General features: G+C 38.1%; 17 protein-coding genes. 5 read left to right on the forward strand and 12 right to left on the reverse strand.

What is annotated here, in order from left to right:
* Positions 1 to 29: 29 nt before the first annotated feature.
* Positions 30 to 875: a hypothetical protein gene (locus tag BAU15_RS04085; RefSeq protein ID WP_161841494.1), complete on the reverse strand. Its 846-nt coding sequence runs from the start codon at positions 873 to 875 to the stop codon at positions 30 to 32.
* Positions 876 to 1,443: 568 nt separating this feature from the next.
* Complete coding sequence (locus tag BAU15_RS04090) at positions 1,444 to 2,955, reverse strand: flavocytochrome c (protein ID WP_161841495.1); 1,512 nt, start codon at positions 2,953 to 2,955, stop codon at positions 1,444 to 1,446.
* 384 nt (positions 2,956 to 3,339) lie between these two features.
* On the opposite strand from BAU15_RS04090, the gene BAU15_RS04095 reads away from it, so the two are divergent.
* Entirely contained in the window at positions 3,340 to 3,855 is a 516-nt protein-coding gene (locus tag BAU15_RS04095; RefSeq protein ID WP_161841496.1) for a kinase, read from the forward strand.
* Between the two features lie 190 nt (positions 3,856 to 4,045).
* The gene (locus BAU15_RS04100) at positions 4,046 to 4,747 is read left to right on the forward strand and encodes a DUF554 domain-containing protein (protein ID WP_161841497.1); all 702 of its coding nucleotides are present in this window, start codon (positions 4,046 to 4,048) and stop codon (positions 4,745 to 4,747) included.
* A gap of 102 nt (positions 4,748 to 4,849) precedes the next feature.
* Here BAU15_RS04100 and aroD read toward each other — a convergent pair whose 3' ends face one another.
* The 4 genes from aroD to BAU15_RS04120 all read right to left on the reverse strand — a co-directional run bounded on the left by aroD (position 4,850) and on the right by BAU15_RS04120 (position 10,054).
* Complete coding sequence (gene aroD / locus BAU15_RS04105) at positions 4,850 to 5,605, reverse strand: type I 3-dehydroquinate dehydratase (RefSeq protein ID WP_161841498.1); 756 nt, start codon at positions 5,603 to 5,605, stop codon at positions 4,850 to 4,852.
* A 96-nt stretch (positions 5,606 to 5,701) separates the two neighbouring features.
* Complete coding sequence (locus BAU15_RS04110; RefSeq protein WP_161841499.1) at positions 5,702 to 6,910, reverse strand: MFS transporter; 1,209 nt, start codon at positions 6,908 to 6,910, stop codon at positions 5,702 to 5,704.
* 49 nt (positions 6,911 to 6,959) lie between these two features.
* A complete protein-coding gene (locus BAU15_RS04115) occupies positions 6,960 to 7,838 on the reverse strand; it encodes a shikimate dehydrogenase (protein ID WP_161841500.1) in 879 nt (292 codons plus the stop codon).
* Between the two features lie 173 nt (positions 7,839 to 8,011).
* On the reverse strand, positions 8,012 to 10,054 hold the full coding sequence (locus tag BAU15_RS04120; protein ID WP_161841501.1) for an oxidoreductase: 2,043 nt from the start codon (positions 10,052 to 10,054) through the stop codon (positions 8,012 to 8,014).
* A gap of 326 nt (positions 10,055 to 10,380) precedes the next feature.
* Here BAU15_RS04120 and BAU15_RS04125 point away from each other — a divergent pair, with 326 nt between their 5' ends.
* Positions 10,381 to 10,770, forward strand: coding sequence for a hypothetical protein (locus tag BAU15_RS04125; protein WP_161841502.1), 390 nt, complete (start codon positions 10,381 to 10,383; stop codon positions 10,768 to 10,770).
* A gap of 211 nt (positions 10,771 to 10,981) precedes the next feature.
* Here the strand turns inward: BAU15_RS04125 and BAU15_RS04130 are convergent, their stop codons facing one another.
* Complete coding sequence (locus BAU15_RS04130; RefSeq protein WP_272927910.1) at positions 10,982 to 12,229, reverse strand: MFS transporter; 1,248 nt, start codon at positions 12,227 to 12,229, stop codon at positions 10,982 to 10,984.
* A gap of 125 nt (positions 12,230 to 12,354) precedes the next feature.
* On the opposite strand from BAU15_RS04130, the gene BAU15_RS04135 reads away from it, so the two are divergent.
* Entirely contained in the window at positions 12,355 to 13,260 is a 906-nt protein-coding gene (locus BAU15_RS04135; protein WP_161841503.1) for a LysR family transcriptional regulator, read from the forward strand.
* Positions 13,261 to 13,321: 61 nt separating this feature from the next.
* Here the strand turns inward: BAU15_RS04135 and yicI are convergent, their stop codons facing one another.
* From yicI to BAU15_RS04155, 4 genes are read right to left on the reverse strand one after another with little or no spacing between them, the layout of a single operon-like run.
* On the reverse strand, positions 13,322 to 15,574 hold the full coding sequence (gene yicI / locus BAU15_RS04140) for an alpha-xylosidase (protein ID WP_161841504.1): 2,253 nt from the start codon (positions 15,572 to 15,574) through the stop codon (positions 13,322 to 13,324).
* A gap of 9 nt (positions 15,575 to 15,583) precedes the next feature.
* Positions 15,584 to 16,414: a carbohydrate ABC transporter permease gene (locus BAU15_RS04145; RefSeq protein WP_161841505.1), complete on the reverse strand. Its 831-nt coding sequence runs from the start codon at positions 16,412 to 16,414 to the stop codon at positions 15,584 to 15,586.
* A complete protein-coding gene (locus BAU15_RS04150) occupies positions 16,414 to 17,280 on the reverse strand; it encodes a carbohydrate ABC transporter permease (RefSeq protein WP_161841506.1) in 867 nt (288 codons plus the stop codon). Before BAU15_RS04150 ends, BAU15_RS04145 begins: the two co-directional genes overlap by 1 nt.
* 56 nt (positions 17,281 to 17,336) lie before the next feature.
* Positions 17,337 to 18,611, reverse strand: coding sequence for an ABC transporter substrate-binding protein (locus BAU15_RS04155; RefSeq protein WP_161841507.1), 1,275 nt, complete (start codon positions 18,609 to 18,611; stop codon positions 17,337 to 17,339).
* A 128-nt stretch (positions 18,612 to 18,739) separates the two neighbouring features.
* Between BAU15_RS04155 and BAU15_RS04160 the strand changes: the two genes are divergently transcribed.
* The gene (locus tag BAU15_RS04160; RefSeq protein ID WP_161841508.1) at positions 18,740 to 19,681 is read left to right on the forward strand and encodes an AraC family transcriptional regulator; all 942 of its coding nucleotides are present in this window, start codon (positions 18,740 to 18,742) and stop codon (positions 19,679 to 19,681) included.
* A 138-nt stretch (positions 19,682 to 19,819) separates the two neighbouring features.
* Here BAU15_RS04160 and BAU15_RS04165 read toward each other — a convergent pair whose 3' ends face one another.
* Positions 19,820 to 21,445, reverse strand: a complete 1,626-nt coding sequence (locus BAU15_RS04165) for a glycoside hydrolase family 13 protein (RefSeq protein ID WP_161841509.1) — start codon at positions 21,443 to 21,445, stop codon at positions 19,820 to 19,822.
* Between the last annotated feature and the right edge of the window lie 124 nt (positions 21,446 to 21,569).

Genomic DNA, 21,569 nt, shown 5'->3' on the forward strand with positions numbered 1-21,569 from the left:
TTTCTTCACTCGGGGGACGCATAGGAAGGTTAGTAATACGTGCCCTCGTCTGTGTAAGTACCCTCGTCCGTGCTAGTATCGCCTGTTGTACTATCCCCATAATAATTCGTTCCATAACCCATTTGTTCAGCGACTTTTTCTGCCAAAGCAGTATATTTCGCTTTTTCTTTTTCATTTCTCACTTGGCTGATACTGTCAATCGCAGCCAAATAACCCTCATAGGTCACCGCATCTGTGACTACATCATCCTTGATCATTGTCGCAAATGATTTTTGTAGTTCAGCAATCCGTTTCACTTGTGCATCAGCATACCCAAGATACGTTTCAACGTTGGTTTTCCATGAACTATCCTCGAATAAACTTAAGTTTTCACGCACACGGCCCATATCAGTTTCTTTCAGGTTGTCTTTGATGATTACATTGTTTTTCGTTTTCTGCCAATCTGACACACCATTCACAAACAAAGCAACTGTTTGATTTTGAATCGATAATTTTGCTTGCGCTTGTTTCAGTACTTCTTCGATGGCTTTTTTCTGTGCTTGAACTTCTTTTGATCCTGAAGGTAAAGCCTTCTCTTCAATGCCAAATTCTTTTGCTGAAACCTTAATTGCTGAAATTGATCCAGACAATTTAGTCAATACATCATCATTCACACTTGCCTTCAAGAAAGTCTGCTTGTCATCAGTGAATAATGCATTTACTTCTTTTTCTACTTCAGAAATCCCATCTTTTTCTCTTATAATTGCCGCTTGCGCATATTCAACTCTTTGTTGATACTGACGCTGATTGTTTTCTCTAAACCCAAAAAAACACACAGCAACTGACCCTATACCCGCTGCAATAACGGTCAACGTCTTAAATAACGTCTTGCCCATGAACACACTCCTTAAACTATTGATTGGATCCTACAACTTGTTCTATTTTACTGAAAATAGAGACAGTTCTTATTAATTATAGAAGAAATCCCCCTTTAAATAAAGATAAATCGGGATTTTTTTCGCTAAAATCCGTGGCATCGTTATCCACTCGTTATTATATACACAAACGAACTGTTTAGTAAATGTATTTATCACTATATTCGTTGTTATTTTAAGAAATAAATAAGTTCTTAATTTTTTGCTAGAAAAGTCGAAAAACACGCGCTATTCATGATTTCCCAACGAATTCGCCCTTACTGTTTGAAAGCCAGTCAAACACTCGACTGAACATTTCTCTTAAATTCATCCTAAAATACAGGCAATCAATCTCTCGTTGCTCATCATTTCCTAGCGATAAATTTCTGCCACCGATTTATCTATTGCTTCTATTAAAAGAGGCTTTTTCTTGTAAAAAAATTAGTTCTCTATTCACACAAAGAGAGGCTAAGCTTACGTGCCTAACCCCTCTTGTGTTTTTCACTTACTGAGCGTTATACTATCTGATTCTTTACAGAGTCCCTTTTGATTATTTTACAAACTCTGCAGATTTAGTTCCTGCTTGGCGACCGAAGATGATGATGTCAGCCACAGCATTTCCACCGATACGGTTATTTCCGTGTACGCCACCTGTTACTTCACCGGCTGCAAATAAACCAGGAATGACTTTATTTTCTGTATTCAAGACTTCTGTATTCGTGTTAATTTTCACGCCACCCATAGTGTGGTGAATCCCTGGTGCAATCGCAATTGCGTAGTAAGGACCTTTTGATAAATCGTTATCCATCGCTGTTTCACGGCCAAATTCGGCATCTTTTTTATCTGCTACAGCTTTGTTCCATGTTTCAACCGTAGTTTGTAAGTTATCTTCTGATACGTTAATTTCTTTTGCCAATGCTTCTAATGAATCAGCTGATTTCACTAAGCCTTGCTCTTCATAGAAATCGATCGCTTTCACACGTTCTTTAACACCTGCATCAAAAATTAGGTACGCTGATTTTTCTGGAAGTGCAATAATTGCTGCTGAAACTTTATCACGTGTTTCCATTTCATTAAAGAAACGATTTCCTTCCTGGCTGACCAAGATAGCTCCTTCACCACGTACCGCTTCTGTAATCAATAATGATTTTGTTTGGTCAACAGTTGGGTGAATTTGGATTTGATCCATATCCACTGTTTGGCCACCTAAAGCTTCGATCATCTTGATTCCGTCACCAGTTGAACCTGCTTGGTTAGTTGTGACATAGCCTTTTAATTCAGGTTTGTTCTCAACAACCATGTCCATGTTTGCGCCGAATCCGCCAGTTGTAACAACAACTGCTTTTGAAGAAACTGTTTTTTCTTCTTCGCCAATTTTTACGTTAACACCAGTCACAGTGCCATCTTTTTCGTTAATTTTTACAACATCCGCATTTACAAATAAAGGAATTTCACGTTCATGAATGTTCTTCATCAAACCATCCACTAAATAGCCACCAACCGCTGAACCATCAGACGGACGATGCGTTCTTTTTTCGCTCATCCCACCTGTAGTTGTTAGGTTATCTAAAGTAATTCCCATAGAATCTAGCCAATCAATCGCAGCAGAAGAATTATCCACTAAGTAATGTAATAACTCTTGATCATTGGTTCCGCCACCGCCAGCTAATGATTCTTCGAAGAATTTATCATTTGAATCTTCAATCCCTTGGTCTTTTTGGAATTTTGTTTCAGAAGCATTCATACCTGCTGAAGCTTTTGAAGTATTCCCACCAGCAACTGGCATTTTTTCTAAAATAACTGGATTCGCGCCAGCTTCTTTGGCTTGGATTGCCGCAGCCATCCCTGCGCCACCAGCCCCTACGATAACCACATCGTATGAATCTTTCAACTCAGAAGGATCTGTATATTCTTGTGCTGAAGCCGCTGACGTTACATCAGAAGTTTCAGACGTTTTATCGGTCTTCGCTGACTCACTTGAATCTGTTTTTTTGTCGCTACCACAAGCTGTTAGCAGTAAAACAGAACTTAATACTAACAGTCCACTAAAAATCTTTTTCATTTTTTTACCCACCTTTTTATTTTTTCATAAAAAGTATATCACATCACAAAGATCCACAAAAAATAAAAAAATCTCATATTTTGCTCATTCAAAAACTCTGATTAATAGACCTATTTTATTCCAAAATGAGAATATCAGGAAATATAACAATCGCTATATTTATATAAATTAGAAAAAGATGAGAAATGAAGATAACGTTTTTTATGTTTTCTTTCATTCAGCTACTTTTTTTAGGAATTTAAATAAAACTCGATAAACCTTTGCGCGTAATTGTATACTGATAGCATAGATTAATTACTTGTATAAGCTTATCCTACTCAGCTAAGCCGTGACTTCATCTATCAAAGTCCTACCTACTTATTCTATTCAGAAAGGTGCACCGATATGACCACTTTAATTACCATCCGCGGAAATTCTGGTAGCGGAAAGACCACACTCGCCCTTGCGCTTCAAAAGAAATTAGGCCCGAATTATCTGCTCATTTCTCAGGATATGATTCGTCGTGAAATGCTCTATGTAAAGGATGGTCCTAAAACACCAGCCATTTCTTTACTCACAACGCTTCTATTATATGGCAAAGATAACTGTCCCTTTATTATTTTAGAAGGCATCCTAAATGCTAGCTGGTATGCGCCGCTATTTGAAGTCGCAACCACCACATTTTCAACAAATCTTTTTGCTTATTACTATGACCTACCTTTTATTGAGACCTTCAGACGACATCAAACAAAATCAACTGCTAGCGATTTTGGCGAACCCGAAATGAAACGTTGGTGGACAGAAAAAGATCTCGTCCCTCAACTACACGAAACGATACTCACTGCCAAACTTTCACTAGACCAAACTCTTGAATTAATCTGGCAGGATCTAGCCCAGACAACCGATACGATTGAGCTGTAAGTGGGTACGCTGGCTACTCACCGGGTAATTATTACCCAGTTGTTTTACCCACTATTTAATAAAAGAATAGTTCAGAAATCTTTCAGTAACTTCTCTTTTTGATATTTCAAAACCATTCAATTTGTGCTACTATCCTATTTAAGAACTTTTTCATCATTTTCTCATAAAAAATTAAAGGAGGTAGATTTGAATGGTTTTAGTAGGCTCACTAGCAGACAGTTTAGGGATTGTTATCGGTAGTCTTTTAGGCATTCTCTTGCGAAATATCAATGAACAAACCAAAGACACAGTCACAAAAGGAATTGGGTTAGGCGTGATTATTTTAGCCATTCAAATGGGGATTCAAGCCACCTCTTTTATTATCATTGTCATCAGTATCTGCTTAGGTGGTTTAATCGGTGAATGGCTCAAAATTGAAGATGCCATGGGCCGCTTTGGGCTCTTTTTAGAAAATCGCTTTGCGCGCGGTAATGGCAACTTTTCTGAAGGCTTTGTCACCGCCACTCTAATTTTCGTGATTGGCTCGATGGGCATTATCGGTGCCATCGAAAGTGGCGTTTCTGGAAACCACCAAACACTGTTAACTAAAGCCGTCATGGATGCCTTTATGGCCAGTATGTTGACCGCATCTTTGGGTGTTGGTGTGCTTTTTTCAGCTATTCCTGTCTTAATCTATCAAGGGGCAATTACTCTTTTTGCGCGTTTTATTATCCAATATGTTCCTGACGCACTGTTGGATATCATCATGGATCAGATCAGCGTCATCGGAGGTTTAATGATCTTAGCGATTGGTTTGAATGTCATGAAACTCACTAAGATTCGGGTCTCAAACTTTCTACCAGGTATTCTGGTCTTAATCGCAATCTTAGTAGTTCAATATTATTATTTCTAACCGGAACACCTACCTATCAAAAGAAGCGGGTAACACCTAGTAAATTACCTAGGTATTACCCGCTTTTCATTTAAACTATCATCTCATTCAGTTCAACTACGCTTATCCGTGTTTCAAGACATCTAAGATTGTCCGTAATTCACCCACTGGAACTTGACCAGGTGCTGAAGCTTGACCTGCTGCACCAAATGTTGCGTCGGAACCAAACGTTTGACCTGATACACGACTCACCATACCCAATGCGCCCATCGACATAGTAATTAGTGGACGATCAGAGTACTCACGTTTCATTTCTTCTGTCGCTGAAAGCAACGTTAAGACATCCGCAGCAGTTTGCGGCATTACCGCTATTTTGCAGATATCAGCGCCTTTATCTTGCATCATACGCAAACGATTCACAATCTCAGCTTGAGCCGGTGTTGCATGGAAATCATGGTTACACATCACGATTTTCACGTCTTTTTCATGCGCTTTTGCGATTAGCTGGGCTGCTGCTTCCGCTGGCATAAACAACTCAACATCGATTAAGTCAGCTTTACCTGAAGCAACGACTTCTTCATAAATTGAAAAATATTGCGCATCTGGCAACTCTAGCTCGCCGCCTTCTTTTTTGGTACGGAACGTTACTAATAAAGGTTTATTTAGGCATTCGCTCAATTTTTTTGACAACTCAGCTACTTTTTTACCATCGGTTACTTCATCAAAAAAATCAATTCGCCATTCAATAATATCGCAATCTAGCTGTGCTAATTTCTGTGCTTCTGCTAAAATTCCAGCCTCAGTCTTTTCTACTAAAGGAACAATGATTTTCGGTAATCCTTCCCCAATCACTACATCAGCCACTTTAACTGTCTTCATCTCGTTTCGCTCCCTTTTTCCTATAATTTTACAAATATAGGCATTGGCTGAACGTTTCCATACCAATGTCTATTCTATTTTTAGTTCTAATTTTTATTAAGCTTCACTGGTATCGATTGTTTGACGATAACGAATGAAGATGACCACTGCAAGTACAAAACCGATCCCTGCAATGATTGTATCAAATAACATGATGTTGCGTACACTAGTTTCAGCAATTTTAGCAGCTGCTACAGGAATTACAAAGGATGCGATACTACCGAAAGTATAGAAAATTCCAGTAATTGTACCTTTTCCAGCTGGGAACATTTCGCCCATCACGGTTAAACCTAACTGTAAAACACCGCCTGCCGCAAAGAAACCAACTAAACCTGCACCCACGGTACAAACCAATGGTGTTGGGAATGCCCACATCACCAAAATCGTTGCAAAAGAGACTAATGTATAGAGTAGCACAAGGTAAATCGGACGAACTTTTGCAGCAACTACCGCTGTAAACGCCACGCATAATAATGAGCCCATTGAATAATAAGACACCAAAACACCCGCATTTTCAGCAGCCATACCCGCCGCTTTTTCCCCATAAGTTCCGATAAACTGACTAATTAAATAGAAGGTTGCTTGTGCAATAAAACCATAGATGACAAACGCGACCCCTTCAATAGCCATTTTAGGTTTCGATTTAAATTTCGTTGTTGGCGCTTGTTGAACCGCACCTTCTGTCCCTTCAGCTGCCTGTTTTTCCTCTTGATCAGGAAACGGACGCTTCCATAAATATAAAGAATTCAGCACTAAAATAACAGCAACAGCAACGAATGACCAACCAAACCATAAGCCAGAAGAGACCAAAAATTTGATCATTAACGGTAAAGCAAACTGACCAATTTGAATAAATGCTTTAAGTAAGACATTGGCCGTTCCAGCTGTTTTAGGAAATGATTCCATCAACGCAGGATAAGTCCCTGAATCCAAGAATGAGTTCGCAATCCCGGCAATAACCGCAAAGAACATTGCTACCTCAACACTCGGGCTGAATACTATCCCGAAGAAATAGGCCATATACGTCACCATTCCTAAATAAATGAATGGTTTTCTACCAAATTTGTCAGACAATCGACCAGAAATCATAATCGCAATCAATCGACCAATCCCCAACATAGAAATAACTTTTGCAATGCCCATTAAATCTGTATCCCACTGATCCATCAAAGCATTCTGATTTTGAGAAATAATAATAACTCCAATCCCGTGAACAACATAGTTCATGTACAACCCTATCGCGGTTGGCATATATCTATTTTTCATTGTCTATCCCCTTAGTTTTATTCTTTCGTCTTTAATCATTAGTCTTTACTTAGTCTTTAAATAACAACTCTTTAATATAATCAACGGGCATATCTTCACCAGTAAATAAATTGAAGGCTTCTGCTCCTTGGTATAACATCATGCCCAAACCATTGATTGTTTTCTTCGCACCATGTTCTTTAGCGAATTTCAATAGTTTTGTTTCTTTAGGAATGTAGACCACATCGAAGACCACTAATTCGTCGTGAATCATTTCAGGATCGTTGATTAAGCTTTCATTTTCTAATGGCTTCATACCCACGCCTGTTGCATCAATGTAAATACTACTTTCAGCAATCGATTTTTTGAAGGCTGCTTGGTCTTTTAATGAAGTCAATGTAGCTTTACAGTCAGTTTTGCTGTTAATTTTTTTGACGGTTTCTTTGGCTGTTTCAAACGCCGCATCTTCAATATTGAAAATCCGTAATTCTTTGACGCCGTCTAACGCTGCTTGGATGGCAATCGCTGTTCCAGCACCACCGGCTCCGGTCATGGTCACGATTTGATCTTTCACTTCCACGCCTTCTTCACGTAAAGAACGCATCGCCCCTGTTCCGTCAGTGATGTGGCCAACTAAATGTCCTTTGCCATCTTTGTTGACTACTGTGTTAACAGCGCCAGCTAATTCAGCTGCTGGTGATAATTCATCCAGGTGCTGAATGACTGCTTGTTTATTCGGCATTGATACGTTAGATCCGCGGATTCCTAACGCACGAATCCCTTTGACTGCATCTTCTAATTCTTCATTTCCCACTTCAAACGCTAAGTAGGCATAATCCATTCCTAATTTAGCAAATGCTTCATTATGCATCGTTGGTGATAAACTATGTCTGATTGGTGTCGCAATCAGCCCAATTAATAATGTGTGTCCGTCTAATCTTTCTGTCATGCTCAGTTCCTCACTTTTGAATTTATTTTTATGGGACTGAGAAAATTGGAAAAGAATTCATTTTGCGTGTGAAAGTTTCTTTAAATGAACGCCCTCACTCGCCCGATTCTTTTGATCAGAGTTTCTAACCTCAGTCAGATTCCTCTTTATTTTCTCAATCCCGGTTGCCTAAATCAAGCTTCTTTTATTGTTGAAAAGACCGCTTTTTGTGTCCGATCGTAATCAACTTTTTCAATAGTTTTCAAAATATCCCGTGCTTCCTTGGTTCCTTCAATAATTCGACGAGCCACTTTACTATCCCCGATATTGACTAAGGTTGCATCATTCACTCGTGCATAATTCCGTAATTCATCCATTAACGGCGCGTCTGCTTTCATACCTAAGCACACAAAACCTAAATCAAAATTCAATTCTTTCATCTCGCCACTCGGTAATTCCACTTTGAAATTATCTGAATTAACTTGCATCAACTTAGTCGATGTGTAGACATTAACGTCAAAGTCACGGACGATTTCCATCATCGCTAACTTGGTAATTAAGTCTAAGTCTTTCCCGATTTCTGGCTGCATTTCAACGATGCTGACTGATTTAGCACCACGCTCAGCATAATACTCAACCATATCCAGACCTACAGCACCACCACCGATGACGACGACTTCTTTGCCTTCAAACTCATTAAACTGTTCCATGTTACCCAAAACATCAAAAATTGAAAAGACTTTCCGATTTTCTTCAGCCAAGGCGTCATGTAAGCCATTAATCGGCGGTAACAAAGGTTTCGCACCCGTCGCATTAAGGATAATATCGACATCTTTCCCTGCCAAATCAGCCATTGTGAAAGAATGATTTAAATGAATCGTTAAGTTATCTAACTCGGCACAACGATTCTCTAGATAGGTAATGAAATCGGCAATTCTATTTTTATCAGGCAAGCGCGAAATCTCTTGGCCCAAGCCACCTAAATAAGATTTTTGTTCATATAAATCGACCGTCACACCGACTTCGGCTGCTGTTGCTGCGGCTTCAAGACCCGCTGTTCCGCCACCAATTACGACCATTTTTAATGGCTGCTTGACTTGGTTTTGTTTGTAATCCTCTTCATAATAAAGATCTGGATTGACCGTACAACGGATTGGACGTGATTTATTGATTCGATGATCCGCACAACCGATATTACAAGAAATACATTTTCTCAGTAAATGTTCTTGGTTGTTTTCCACTTTATTAACCCAATTTGGTTCAGCAATCAAGCCACGGCCCATCGCCAACAAATCAGCATCGCCATTTTCTAGAATCTCAGCTGCTCTTCTTGGGCTACGGATATTTCCAGAAGTCACAATGACTTTATCCGGATATTTTTCTTTCACCGCTTTAGCCATATAAGAACGCCAGCCATCTTCTAAGTTCATTTTATCAATTTGATACTGCAAATTATCATTCAAAGCAGCCGACACGTTTAAAATATCAACTTCGTCCGCAAAATATTTCAAAATATCCAACGAATCCTCTAAACTATTTCCCCCTGCTAATAATTCATCTGCGCTAAAGCGTAAAGAAATAGGGAAAAACGGTCCAACCGCCTGACGCACAGCCTCAATCACCAATGTCGTGAAACGCGCGCGATTCTCAGCAGAACCACCAAATTTATCTGTTCTTTTATTATATAAAGGAGAGAGGAATTGGCATAATAGATACGAATGTCCTGCGTGAATTTCCACACAGTCGAAGCCAGCACGCTGCGCACGAGCTGCGGCTTCCCCATAGCGAGCAACAATCTCGTAGATTTCTTCCTCCGTCAAAGGACGCGGTGCTGGATTGCCTGCCTTACTCGGCACGTCAGAAGCTGAAACAGCCTGTTTGCCATTTAAACGTAAGCCATAAGCCGAAGCACCCGCATGGTTAATTTGAACAGAAGTCGCTGCACCATAGGCATGCATCAATTCATTAAAACGCCATAATCCTGGAATATATTGATCATTATCAATTCTCAGCTGCGACGTCCCATTCGTTCCCATTGGATAATCAAAGCAGACATTCTCAAGCGTAATCAGCCCCGTTCCGCCTTTCGCTCTTTGCTCATAGTAAGCAAGATGATCCTCATTAAAAGTCCCATCCATATTGGCAAAATTTGTGCCCATCGGTGGCATAATTACTCTATTTTTCAGAGACATTCGTTTAATTGTCAATGGTTCAAAAATCGCTTGATAATTATTCATGACTATCCTTCTTTCTCCAAATTAATATTTTCACAATCTAATTACCTATAGTTTAATCTATCTATTCAATAAAAACTAATACTTTTTTATCGAACAAACAATCAATATAATTTATCAATTATTCAATCACCAGTTTCCTCTTTATAATAATTTTGTTAATAGACTATCTGCATAAGATTCGTGTATTTCCTTTTTCTAAAAACCAAAAACAAAAATTGGTATACCTGTTTTTTTGACTTTAAAACGATATTCTATTGACTTTTACCCTAAATGGTATATATTATAAGTGTAGGGATTAATTACTTATCCGATAGGAGGAGAGAACCATGAGAAAATTCGTCGTATTGTTTAGTTTAGCTGTATTTGGTTTAGGACTTGCTGCACCTATGACCACCTTTGCTGCAGAGCAAGTGACACCTGTTGCTCACACAGATCAAGTTGTGTATGCAATTCCAGAAGGAGTGAAAAACATCACTGCGATTAACTTTGACCGTGGCGTCTTCTCTCCTGATGTTTATTTAAGCAATCGGCTGATGAATGCCATCACTTGGGCCGGTGGAGGTGCTGTAGCTGTCCTTGTAGCGGCTATCCCTGGCATAGGCATTCAGATGGCCACAGTCGTTGTTCAAGCAGTGAAAGAATATACGGGTACAGTAACAGATGGGATTGTTATCCATATCACCAATGGCTTAGTCGAATACGTAGAAGCCCAATAAATTAGCTATTCAATTATAGCTACTACGTACAAAATAAAAACAAGGAGAATGGCCTTCAGTTTGAAGGGGCTTCTCCTTGTTTTTGCTCTTTATCAAGTCAAATTGACCTAGCTTTTGTTTATAGTTGATAAATTTATCCAAATTCATTTACTTATAATTCATTTTTTACCGTACAGTATGTAGTCGTTCAGTAATTCCTTCACTTACTATTTTATTCATCTACTCGTAGGATAGCTGGTTCCTCCACTATAGCCTTGTAACGCATGGCAATCACAAGTGTAGCGACAAAGCCGATGACCGTCAATACAGCATTGTATAAGAAAACCGTTCGAATGTCCGACTCCGCCATAATTCCTGTGATATATGGCGTAATCATTACTGAAACAGAGGTTGCTAATGAATACAAGCTAGTAATACGTCCTTTTCGCTGAGGGAAAAATTCTAAAATCAAGGCTAATCCCAACTGCCAGATTCCCCCTGCTGCAAAGATACCGACACACAATGAAGCAATCACGAGACCGACAAAGGTCGGCTGCATAATCATATAAATTAAAGAGAGAGCCGTGATACCTGTACAAACTACCATCAATCCTGTTACGCTAACACCTTTTTTCACAATCATCGATGTTAAAAAGACTGATACAAAGGAACCAACACTAAAGACGCTAACAAAAATCAAACTATCCTGTTGACTCACAATATTCATCTGTTCACCAAATTGAGGAATCCATAATATAAATATATTGAACATTGAGACCGAAACAAAAGAAAAGACTAGGAGGGCGATACCATCAATCTTAAACTTAACTCCTTTTGGTCCAGTCGGCTCCTCTGTTGTCGAAGCCTCCTCTTCTACCGTCGTCAGTGGTGGGAAAGGTTGTTTTCTCAAAAATAATAAATTTCCGAATAAGCAGACCGCACACAAAATAAAGGGCCAGCCATAATATAAATTCTCCGTAATAATAATTCTAGTCAAGAAAGGCAAAATAAATTGTCCAATCGAGATAAATGCCTTGTTCAAAACACTCAATGAGCTATTATCTTTCTCACTCGGATAAGCTTCAACTAGCGTTGGATACGTACTTGTATCCAAAAAGGCATTACTAAAACCACCAAACATCGCCAAAAATGCTGCTATTTGATAATTTGGACTTAGCAGAATCCCTAGGAAAAAGACAAAATAGGACACAATCGCGATCATCACCGTTTTCTTTCGACCATATTTGTCTGAAAAATAACCTGAAAAATAAAGACTAATAATTCTACCAAAACCAATTGCACTCATAACCAACGTCACCTGAGTTGTCGAAGCTTGCCACTGGTCTTTTAATGCAGTCATATTTTGCGATAAAACAATCGCTGCCATTCCTTGAAAAATATAATTGAAATAAAGACTACTAAGTAGCGGGATATAGCGTCGCTTTTCATTCGTTTGTTTCTCACTTGTGATATTATTCACTTAAACACCTACTTTCAAACACACTTACTTGTATCCTAGGATACCCGATTCGATTCAGAAATACCAATGCTTTTTTCATTCCAATATGATAAAATTCATTTATCATTTCAGAGGAGAAGATAAATATGAATTTTCGACACCTTGAATATTTTATTAAATTAGCAGAAAATGAACACATGAGACTCACTGCTGAACAACTCAATACTTCACAACCAAATCTAAGCCATGCGATTTCTGTCTTAGAAAAAGAATTAGGCGTAGCGCTATTCGAAAAAAAAGGGCGCAACATTTATTTAACTAGCTATGGAAAATTATTTTATGAATACGTTTCACCTGGATTAAACAAACTTTATTCTGGCAAACAAATGCTCCAAGAACTCGCTAGCCCTGAGACGGGACAAATCCAATTGGGCTTTATTTATACAATGGGATCCGTCTTAACCCCGACATTAGCCAAACAATTTTTAGCTGTACCAGGTAATGAACAGATTCACTTCCGTTTTTCTCAAGGCAACTCTTGCGATATGTTACAACAACTAAAATCTGATACACTCGATATTGCCATCTGCTCAAAAATCGATGACGATCCTGAGGTCCAATTTGATAGTTTAACTGAGCAAAAAATTGTCGTTGTTGTCCCAGAAAACCATCCATTAAGTAGCAAAAAGTCCGTTTCTTTGGATGAACTCGCGGCCTACCCATTTGTCTATTATAACCAGCAAAGCGGCCTGCGTCCCTATATTGACGAGATTTTACACGCTAAAAATATCCAACCAACCATCGCCTGTGAAGTCGAGGAAGACCACAGTATGCTAGGCTTTGTCGGCAGTGACTATGGTGTCGCCATCATGCCGGATATCCCTTCTATTTCGGCCTATCCAGTCAAAAAATTGCGCATCGCCGATATCATTCCAGCACGGCATATCTACCTGGCAACTAGGAAAAATAAAAAAAAGACCCCCGTTGTACAAAAATTTTACAACTACTGTTTAGAAAATAAAGAAACTCTACGAACAGACACATTAAAATAAAACAAACAAGAAGGCTATGGCCGTAGTCAAAATCGACTACTACCATAACCTTCTATTTATTTTACACTTTATATAATGAACCTAGTTCATGCTGCTCCATTCCTTCAATCATTTTGTTTCTAAATAAAAGAGTCACATTTTTTAAGTTTGTAACTTGAACTTCATAGGAATCGCCAGCCGGTGTTACTGTTACCTCGCCTAATGAATGACCTTTAGTGTCAAATACAGTGACTGTTTTTTCTTCTGTCAGCTCAAAGACATGGACAGTAATATCTTTACTATAATCATAGTCTGCTGTGTTTACATTTGCCCCTTCAACAATCAAACTATTCGGACGAGCTAATAATGGAAGTGAGAAGTAGTCATGGGTTTCATGATACCATTTGCCACCTACATAGCTTGCATTATTTAAATAACTTGTCCATGTGCCTTCTGGAACGTAAAATGAAACTTGACCTTCTTCATTGAAGATTGGTGCAACTAATAAATCCTCACCGAACATATACTGCTTATCTATTGTATGAACCGTATAATCCTCTTCAAACTCTAAAACTAATGGTCTCATCATCGGAACGCCCGTTTTCGCTGTATTCACGGCTTCCTTATAAATATAAGGCATCAGCTTGTTCTTCAAACTAGAAAATTTCTGAGTGACCAAGGCTGATTCTTCCCCAAAATTCCAAGGAACACGATACTCGATATTCCCATGATAACGACTATGTGTTGATAATAAGCCAAACTGAGTCCAACGCTTATAAAGATCTTCTGATGTATTTTCTTCAAATCCTCCAATATCATGACTCCAAAATCCGAATCCTGAGAGAACGAAAGAAAGTCCTCCTCGTAAAGATTCTGCCATTGATGAATATTGTGATAAATTATCGCCACCCCAGTGAACAGGGAATTTTTGTGAACCTACAGAAGCTGAACGAGCAAAGACAACCGCATTGCCTTCTCCCTTAATCTCTTCTAACAGCTCAAAAACAACTTCATTATATAAATACGCATAATAGTTATGCATTTTTTCTGGATCAGAGCCATCATAATAAACAGCATCTGTAGGAATTCGCTCACCAAAGTCTGTTTTGAACGAATCAACACCCATATTTAATAAAATGCGTAATTGGTTTTTATACCATTCTCTTGCTTCAGGATTCGTAAAATCAATGATCCCTTGTCCAGCTTGCCATAAATCCCATTGCCAAACAGCACCGTTTTCCCGTTTAATAAAGTAGCCTTTTTCTTTGCACTCTTTGAATACTTTCGCTTTTTGGCCAATGTAAGGATTAATCCACATACAAATCTTCAAGCCTTTCTCATGAATCCGATCCAATAAGCCTTGTGGATCTGGGAACATTTCCTTATCCCATTCAAAACCACACCACTCAAATTCTTTCATCCAGAAACAGTCAAAGTGGAACACATCAAACGGAATTTCTCTTTCTTGCATTCCATCAATAAATTGCATAACCGTTTTTTCACTGTAATCCGTAGTGAATGACGTTGATAACCATAAGCCAAATGACCAAGCTGGTGGCAACGCTGGTTTTCCAGTTAAATCTGTATATTTTTGTAGCACTTCTTTCATCGTTGGTCCATAAATGATGAAGTATTCTAGGATTTCACCTTCTACACTAAACTGAGTTCTCGATACATTCTCAGAAGCAACTTCAAACGACACCTTCTCAGGATGGTTAACAAAGACCCCATAGCCTTTATTTGTTAGGTAGAACGGAATATTTTTATATGATTTCTCACTACCTGTTCCACCATCTTCATTCCAAATATCAACCGTTTGGCCATTTTTAGTAAATGGTGTGAAACGCTCGCCCATGCCATAAACCAATTCAGACGGATCAAGTGTCAACTGTTCACGCATGTAGTGTTTGCCATCATCAGAGGTAATCTCTGCTTGTGCACGAGGTTTTGATGAAGTGATTAAACGATTGTCTCCAAAAAATTCAAGCGTAAATGGTCCTTCCTTCGGTACACGTGCTTCTAAGTTTCCTGCCTTGAAACGATAGTCTTTATCTGTCGAAATCTCAATTTCTGCTGGATTTATAGCAGTTGCGTAATGAGGTGTCGCTTGATCCACGTCATGATGAGTCAAACGAACCTTGATAATATCATTTTGCGGTGATTCTAAACGCAGAGTAGTCATTCCTAAATTTAATGTATCTCCACGTCGTTTGATTACTTTATAAGGCAGAAATAATTCTAAGGCCTTTTCTTCTACTCGATAATCGCGGCATTCTTCAGGATGGTTTAAGGTAAATCCATCTTTTGTTAGCCAATATCCTTCTGTAAATCTCATAAGTTCCTCCTATTTGACTGCCCCATCTGAAATTCCTTTCACAACGTGTTTTTGCAGTATGATAAATAAAATAATAATTGGTAAAATAACTATCACTAAAGCGGCTAGTGCGAGATGCCATTGCTTGTTAAATTCACCAAAGAAATAGAACATCTTAAGTGGAATTGTATACATCCCTTGTTTATTAACACTTAGTGATGGTAATAGATAATCGTTCCAGAACCAAAGAGAATTTAGAACAATAATCGTAACTGTCGTTGGTTTTAGTAACGGAAAAATAATTTTCCAATAAATCTGAAATGTATTCGCTCCATCGATAATCGCCGCTTCATCCAATGATTTAGGAATTCCACGTAAGGCACCATAATACATAAAGGTCGCCATACTCGTTGCTAAGCCTAGATACATAATCATTAAACCTGGACGATTTAGCATGCTAACTTTCCCGAAAAGTGAAATTAACGGAATCATAATCCCCTGAAATGGGATAAGTAGCCCAATCGCGATAATAAAATAAATTGCTCCACTCAGCTTACTTGTATTTCTAGAAAGAGCATAAGCTGCCATTGACGAAACAAAGATAATTAATACTAATGAACCCACTGTGATTAAAAGCGAGTTGGCGGCACTTCGGACAAAATCTAACTTATCTAATGCCATTGTATAGTTATCTAAGCCTAATCCTTTTGGTAAGCTCAGCGTATTTTGGAAAATCTCAGATTTTGTTTTAAATGAGTTGATTACAATTAGGAAAAATGGATAGAACCAAAGAGCTGAAAAAGCCAATCCTATCGCAATCAATGCTATCTTTTTATTTTTTCTTCTCGTTTTCGTTTTCATTAAGCACTTATCTCCTTTTTACGAGTGATTGAGATCTGAACCACAGATATCACTACGATAATTAGTAGAAAAATAATCGCTTTAGACTGGGCAAACCCCATTTTTCTCATAGCGAATGCTTCATTGTAAATGTTCATTGCTGTCATCTGTGTGGAATTATACGGTCCACCTTGTGTTAATGCTAAGTTTTGGTCATAAATTTTGAATGCATTAGATAAAGTTAAGAATAGCGTCACAGTAAACGCTGGCATTAACATTGGTAATTTAATTCTTAAGAATGTCTGCATTGGTGAAGCCCCATCCATGTCTGCGGCTTCCAAGATTTCTTCAGGAATGTTGTTTAAAAATGAAACATAAATCAACATCATGTAACCACTCATCTGCCAAACAAAAAGCATTACTAAGCCCCAAAAACCAGTCTCAGGTGTACTTAACCAGCCTTTGAAAAAGCCGATACCACTTAAATCGCCGATTGTTTCAAATGCTTTGTTAAAAATAAACTGCCAGATAAACCCTAGAATAATTCCACCAATTAAGTTAGGCATAAAAAAGATTGTTCTGAAAAAAGTTGTCCATCGGCCTAATTTTTGTGTAACTAAAGTGGCTAACATTAGAGCAATGACATTAATTAATACGACACTTACGATAGAAAATTTAGCCGTAAAAATTAAACTATCCATAAATCCTTGATCCTTAAAAGCTCGTATGTAGTTATCTAATCCCACAAATTGACCTACTGTGTTCCCATTCCAATCAGTCAATGAATAATACGAGCCAACCAAAAGTGGTACAAATAATACGAGTGCTAATCCCAATAATGCTGGAAGTAATAATAGCCAAAAAGATTTTGATTTATTTGTTAACATACTTGTCCCTCCTTCAATAAAACATAAGGGAGGAGAATTTCCTCCCTTAAAAACAATTACTTACGTTCGTCATTCCACGTTGTTGTTATCGTCTTAGCAAAATCATCCCATGTAATTTGATCTGCTGTATAGGCTTGCACTTGAACGCCAATAACATTTTGACCGAACCCATCAGGGTAAGAATTATGCGCCCAAGGAACTGTTTTTCCATCTGCTAAGTACGTATAAATTTTATTAGATAGTGGGTCTTTGATATCGTCACTAGCAAAGTTTGTGTAGGCTGGAATAAAATCGAAATCGTTAATAATTGAATCCATCGCCTCTTTATCCGTATACATCCAGTTTAAGAAGTCGATAGATGCGTCAATCACAGCTTGATCTTTGTCTTTATTTACACCCCAGTACCAGGCTGGTCCAGCAACAATTTTTCCTTCAGTTTCACTTTCAACAAACATCGGAATAATATCTAACTTTTCTTTAGCAAATGATTCATCCAAGCTGTTCAATGTTGGTACAATCCAGTTTCCTTGATGAACAATCGCTGTTTTCCCACCAGCAAATAGTTCTTCAACAGACGTACTATAATCCATTGATTCAAGAGCTGATGCATTATATTTAGATGCTAAATCCAGGTAACTTTGCATTTGTTTACTATAGTCGAACTTTAATTCTTTAGCGTCATATGTTTCAACTAAGCTGTCAGAAAACTCTGGAGCAATAAAGTTTGAACTAAATTGACTTGTTACCCATGTTTCTCCGCCACTAAAAGCAAAGACACCTTCTAAACCTAATTCTTCTTTTTTAGAATCTAACGTTTTGACCGCGCTTTCAAAATCAGCGAACGATTGAATACTTTCTACATCAATTCCAGCTTTTTCAAAGATTTCTTTATTAACCAACCAGCCATAGCCTTCGATGTTCATTGGCACTCCTAATACCTTATCATTTAGCGTAGCGCCTTCTAAAGTACCTTCGATCGCATTTTTAGCTAAGTCCGTATCTGTTAAATCGTATAATTTATGTTCCCACGTTTGTGCATCGGATAACCCACCTAGCATAAACACATCTGGCTCATCACCAGAAGAGAATTTCGATTGCATTGCAGCCGTTGCATCTGTTCCGCCACCAACCGTTGTCATATTGATTTTTACATCTGGATGGCTTTTTTCATATTTCTCAACCAATGCATCCATCTGTTCCGCCGTTTCTGTCTTAATGTTGAATACTTCTAGCGTGGTTTTCCCTTTGTCCGACGATCCTTCCGAACTACCACAAGCAGATAAAGCAAGCATTCCTAAGATAGCCGTTGAAACCAATAATAATTTTTTCATCTTTTGTCCTCCTAGTTTTTCTTCTTAGGTACATTTTCATTATAGAGTCACTTATGATAGAATGTAATCGCTATCTTAATTTAAATACATTAAAATATTGATATTTTTAAAAAAGGAGACAAAATATAATGGAAAATTTTATTTTCACACCTAATCCCAGTGAAGAAGATATTGACCCTTCCTTAAAAGAAATTACTGAACATGGAAATAGTTTATTTCCTTTTGCTATTCATTTTACAAACCATGATCAAAAACAACCGATTATGATTCATACTCACTGGCATCGGGAACTTGAAATTTTATACATCACTAGCGGCAGAATGGAAGTTATCATTGAAGGAAACCATTTTATTGCTACGGAAGGCGATATCTTACTCGTTCCACCAAATCTTTTACATGGAGCAATTAACTATCAGCAATCAGCCTGCGCCTTTTTTGCGATTGTTTTTGATTCATTCTTTATTAATAGCCATCTGTCAGATTTAATTCAGCAATCCTATTTCGATCCTATATTAAATTACACGACACAACATATTGTCCATGCAACAAGTGAACTCGAAAATATTGATTTGTTGCAGACTCATGCGTCTGAATTAATTGAATCTTTTGCTATAAAAAAACCCTATTTCGAATTAACCATAAAAGCTCATCTTCTTCTATTCTTTCAACAATTATATGAAGCAAAGGACACTCTATTTCATTTTGAACGTGGTGTCGAGCAAAAAGATGATTTAACTTCTTATAAATGTAAAAAAGTTTTGCTTTATTTAGAAGAGAATTATAAGAATCATATTTCTTTGGAAGATATAAGTAATCATATTGGTTTCAGCAGAGAGCATTTTTGCCGCTTCTTTAAGCAAAATTTTCAACTCTCATTTTTCACTTATCTGAATAGCATGCGCGTCAAAAAAGCTGAGTACTTATTAATAAATACTCAGCTCAAGATTATTGATATTGCTTTAGAAAGTGGCTTCGAAAATTCCAACTACTTTACCACAGTTTTCAAAAAAGAAACAGGCCTAACACCGACTGCTTATAGAAAAAATCCTAATAATGTCACACTTTTATAGCTGAAAGCTAGTGATGTATCACGTTCATTTTCGATAAAAAAGGAGCTCTCTTCACTAAATTAAAGAGGTCTCCTTTTTTATATACTCATTCTAATAAGCCAAAGAAATCATCTGAAGATATCTTCTATCTCACTTTTTTCAAATCCTAATAACAAAGGCTTCATATGGCTTCAATATTTGTTCACCGGTCGGTACATCTGACCGGTCATAATTAGAAATAATCAATTCTTTTCCTTCAGCAGGCAAAGTCCATTGCGTTGGCGTTTCACTGAAATTCGCCACGACCAACCAAGTTTCATCATCTAGCGTTCGTTTATAAGCAAAGATCTCTTCAGGCGTGTCCTCTAACAGCTCATACTCACCCCAAACCACAAGATCATTCTTCTTACGTAATTCAATTAATTTTTTATAGGTATAAAAAACAGAGCGAGGATCTTTCAGGTTATTCTCAACATTAATTTCTGTATAATTTGGATTCACATGCAGCCATGGCGTCCCCGTCGTAAAGCCGCCATTAGCTGAATTATCCCACTGAATCGGTGTCCGGGCATTGTCACGACCTTTGGCATTGATAGACTCAATCAATTCTTCATTCGAGAAGCCTAATGCCAAGCGCTCATTATACATATTAATCGTTTCAATATCCTCTGCTTCAGAAATGTCTTTAATCGGATAATTGGTCATACCAATCTCTTCGCCCTGATAAATATAAGGTGTGCCCTTCATCATATGCAGTAAAATGGCGAACATTTTGGCACTTTGCTCACGGTAAACCGTGTCATTGCCCCAGCGAGAAACAATCCGCGGCAAGTCATGATTATTCCAGAATAAACTATTCCAGCCTTCGTTACCAAGCGAAACCTGCCACTTCGATAAAACTTTCTTTAATTCAGCAACATTTAAAGGTTTCAAATCCCATTTATCTTTTCCTTCACCATGCTCTTGATCCAAGCCAACATGTTCAAATTGGAAAACCATCGACAATTCATGACGCTCAGGATTAGAATACAGTTTAGCAATCTCAGGAGTCGCGCCCCACGTTTCACCAACCGTCATCAAGTCTTTCCCACCGAATGTCGCTTGATTCATTTCTTGAAGATACTCATGCAATTTTGGCCCGTTACCCGTAATTTCTTGATCCGGCACCTTACTAATCAAGTCAATCACATCCATCCGGAAACCGCCGACGCCTTTACCAATCCAAAAATTCATCATCTTATAAACGGCTTGACGAACCTTTTCATTCTCCCAATTCAAATCCGGCTGACGCTTACTAAATAAATGTAAGAAATATTGTCCAGTCTCTTCATCAAATTCCCAGGCAGACCCACTAAATGTTGAACGTAAGCCATTAGGAACCTCGCCCCCTTTGCCATCGCGCCAAACATAATAATCGCGGTACTCATTTTCTTTACTTTTCTTCGACTCAACAAACCAAGCATGCTCATCTGAGGTATGATTAACGACCAAATCCATAATCATTTTGATATTGCGCTTATTGCCCTCTTCAATCAGACGCTCCATGTCTGCCATCGTGCCAAATTCTGCCATGATATCCTCATAATCACTAATATCATAGCCATTATCATCATTCGGTGATTTATAGACGGGCGACAACCAAATCGCGTCAATACCCAATTCTTCTAAATAATCCAGGCGTTGAATAATCCCTTTTAAATCACCAATTCCATCGCCATCTGAATCCTGAAAACTTCTAGGATATATTTGGTAGACTACGGCGTTCTGCCACCATTTTTTCTTCATAGTTGTTCCTCCCGTCAATCTATCAGTTTATTTCTAGGTAAAATAATGGGTCAAATAACAGTTCAACTTATCCCACAAACGAAATTTCAACTTACGTTTATCTCATTTATCTGGACACCCAAGC

The organism is Candidatus Enterococcus huntleyi, assembly GCF_009933175.1.
Classification (GTDB): Bacteria; Bacillota; Bacilli; order Lactobacillales; family Enterococcaceae; genus Enterococcus_K; species Enterococcus_K huntleyi.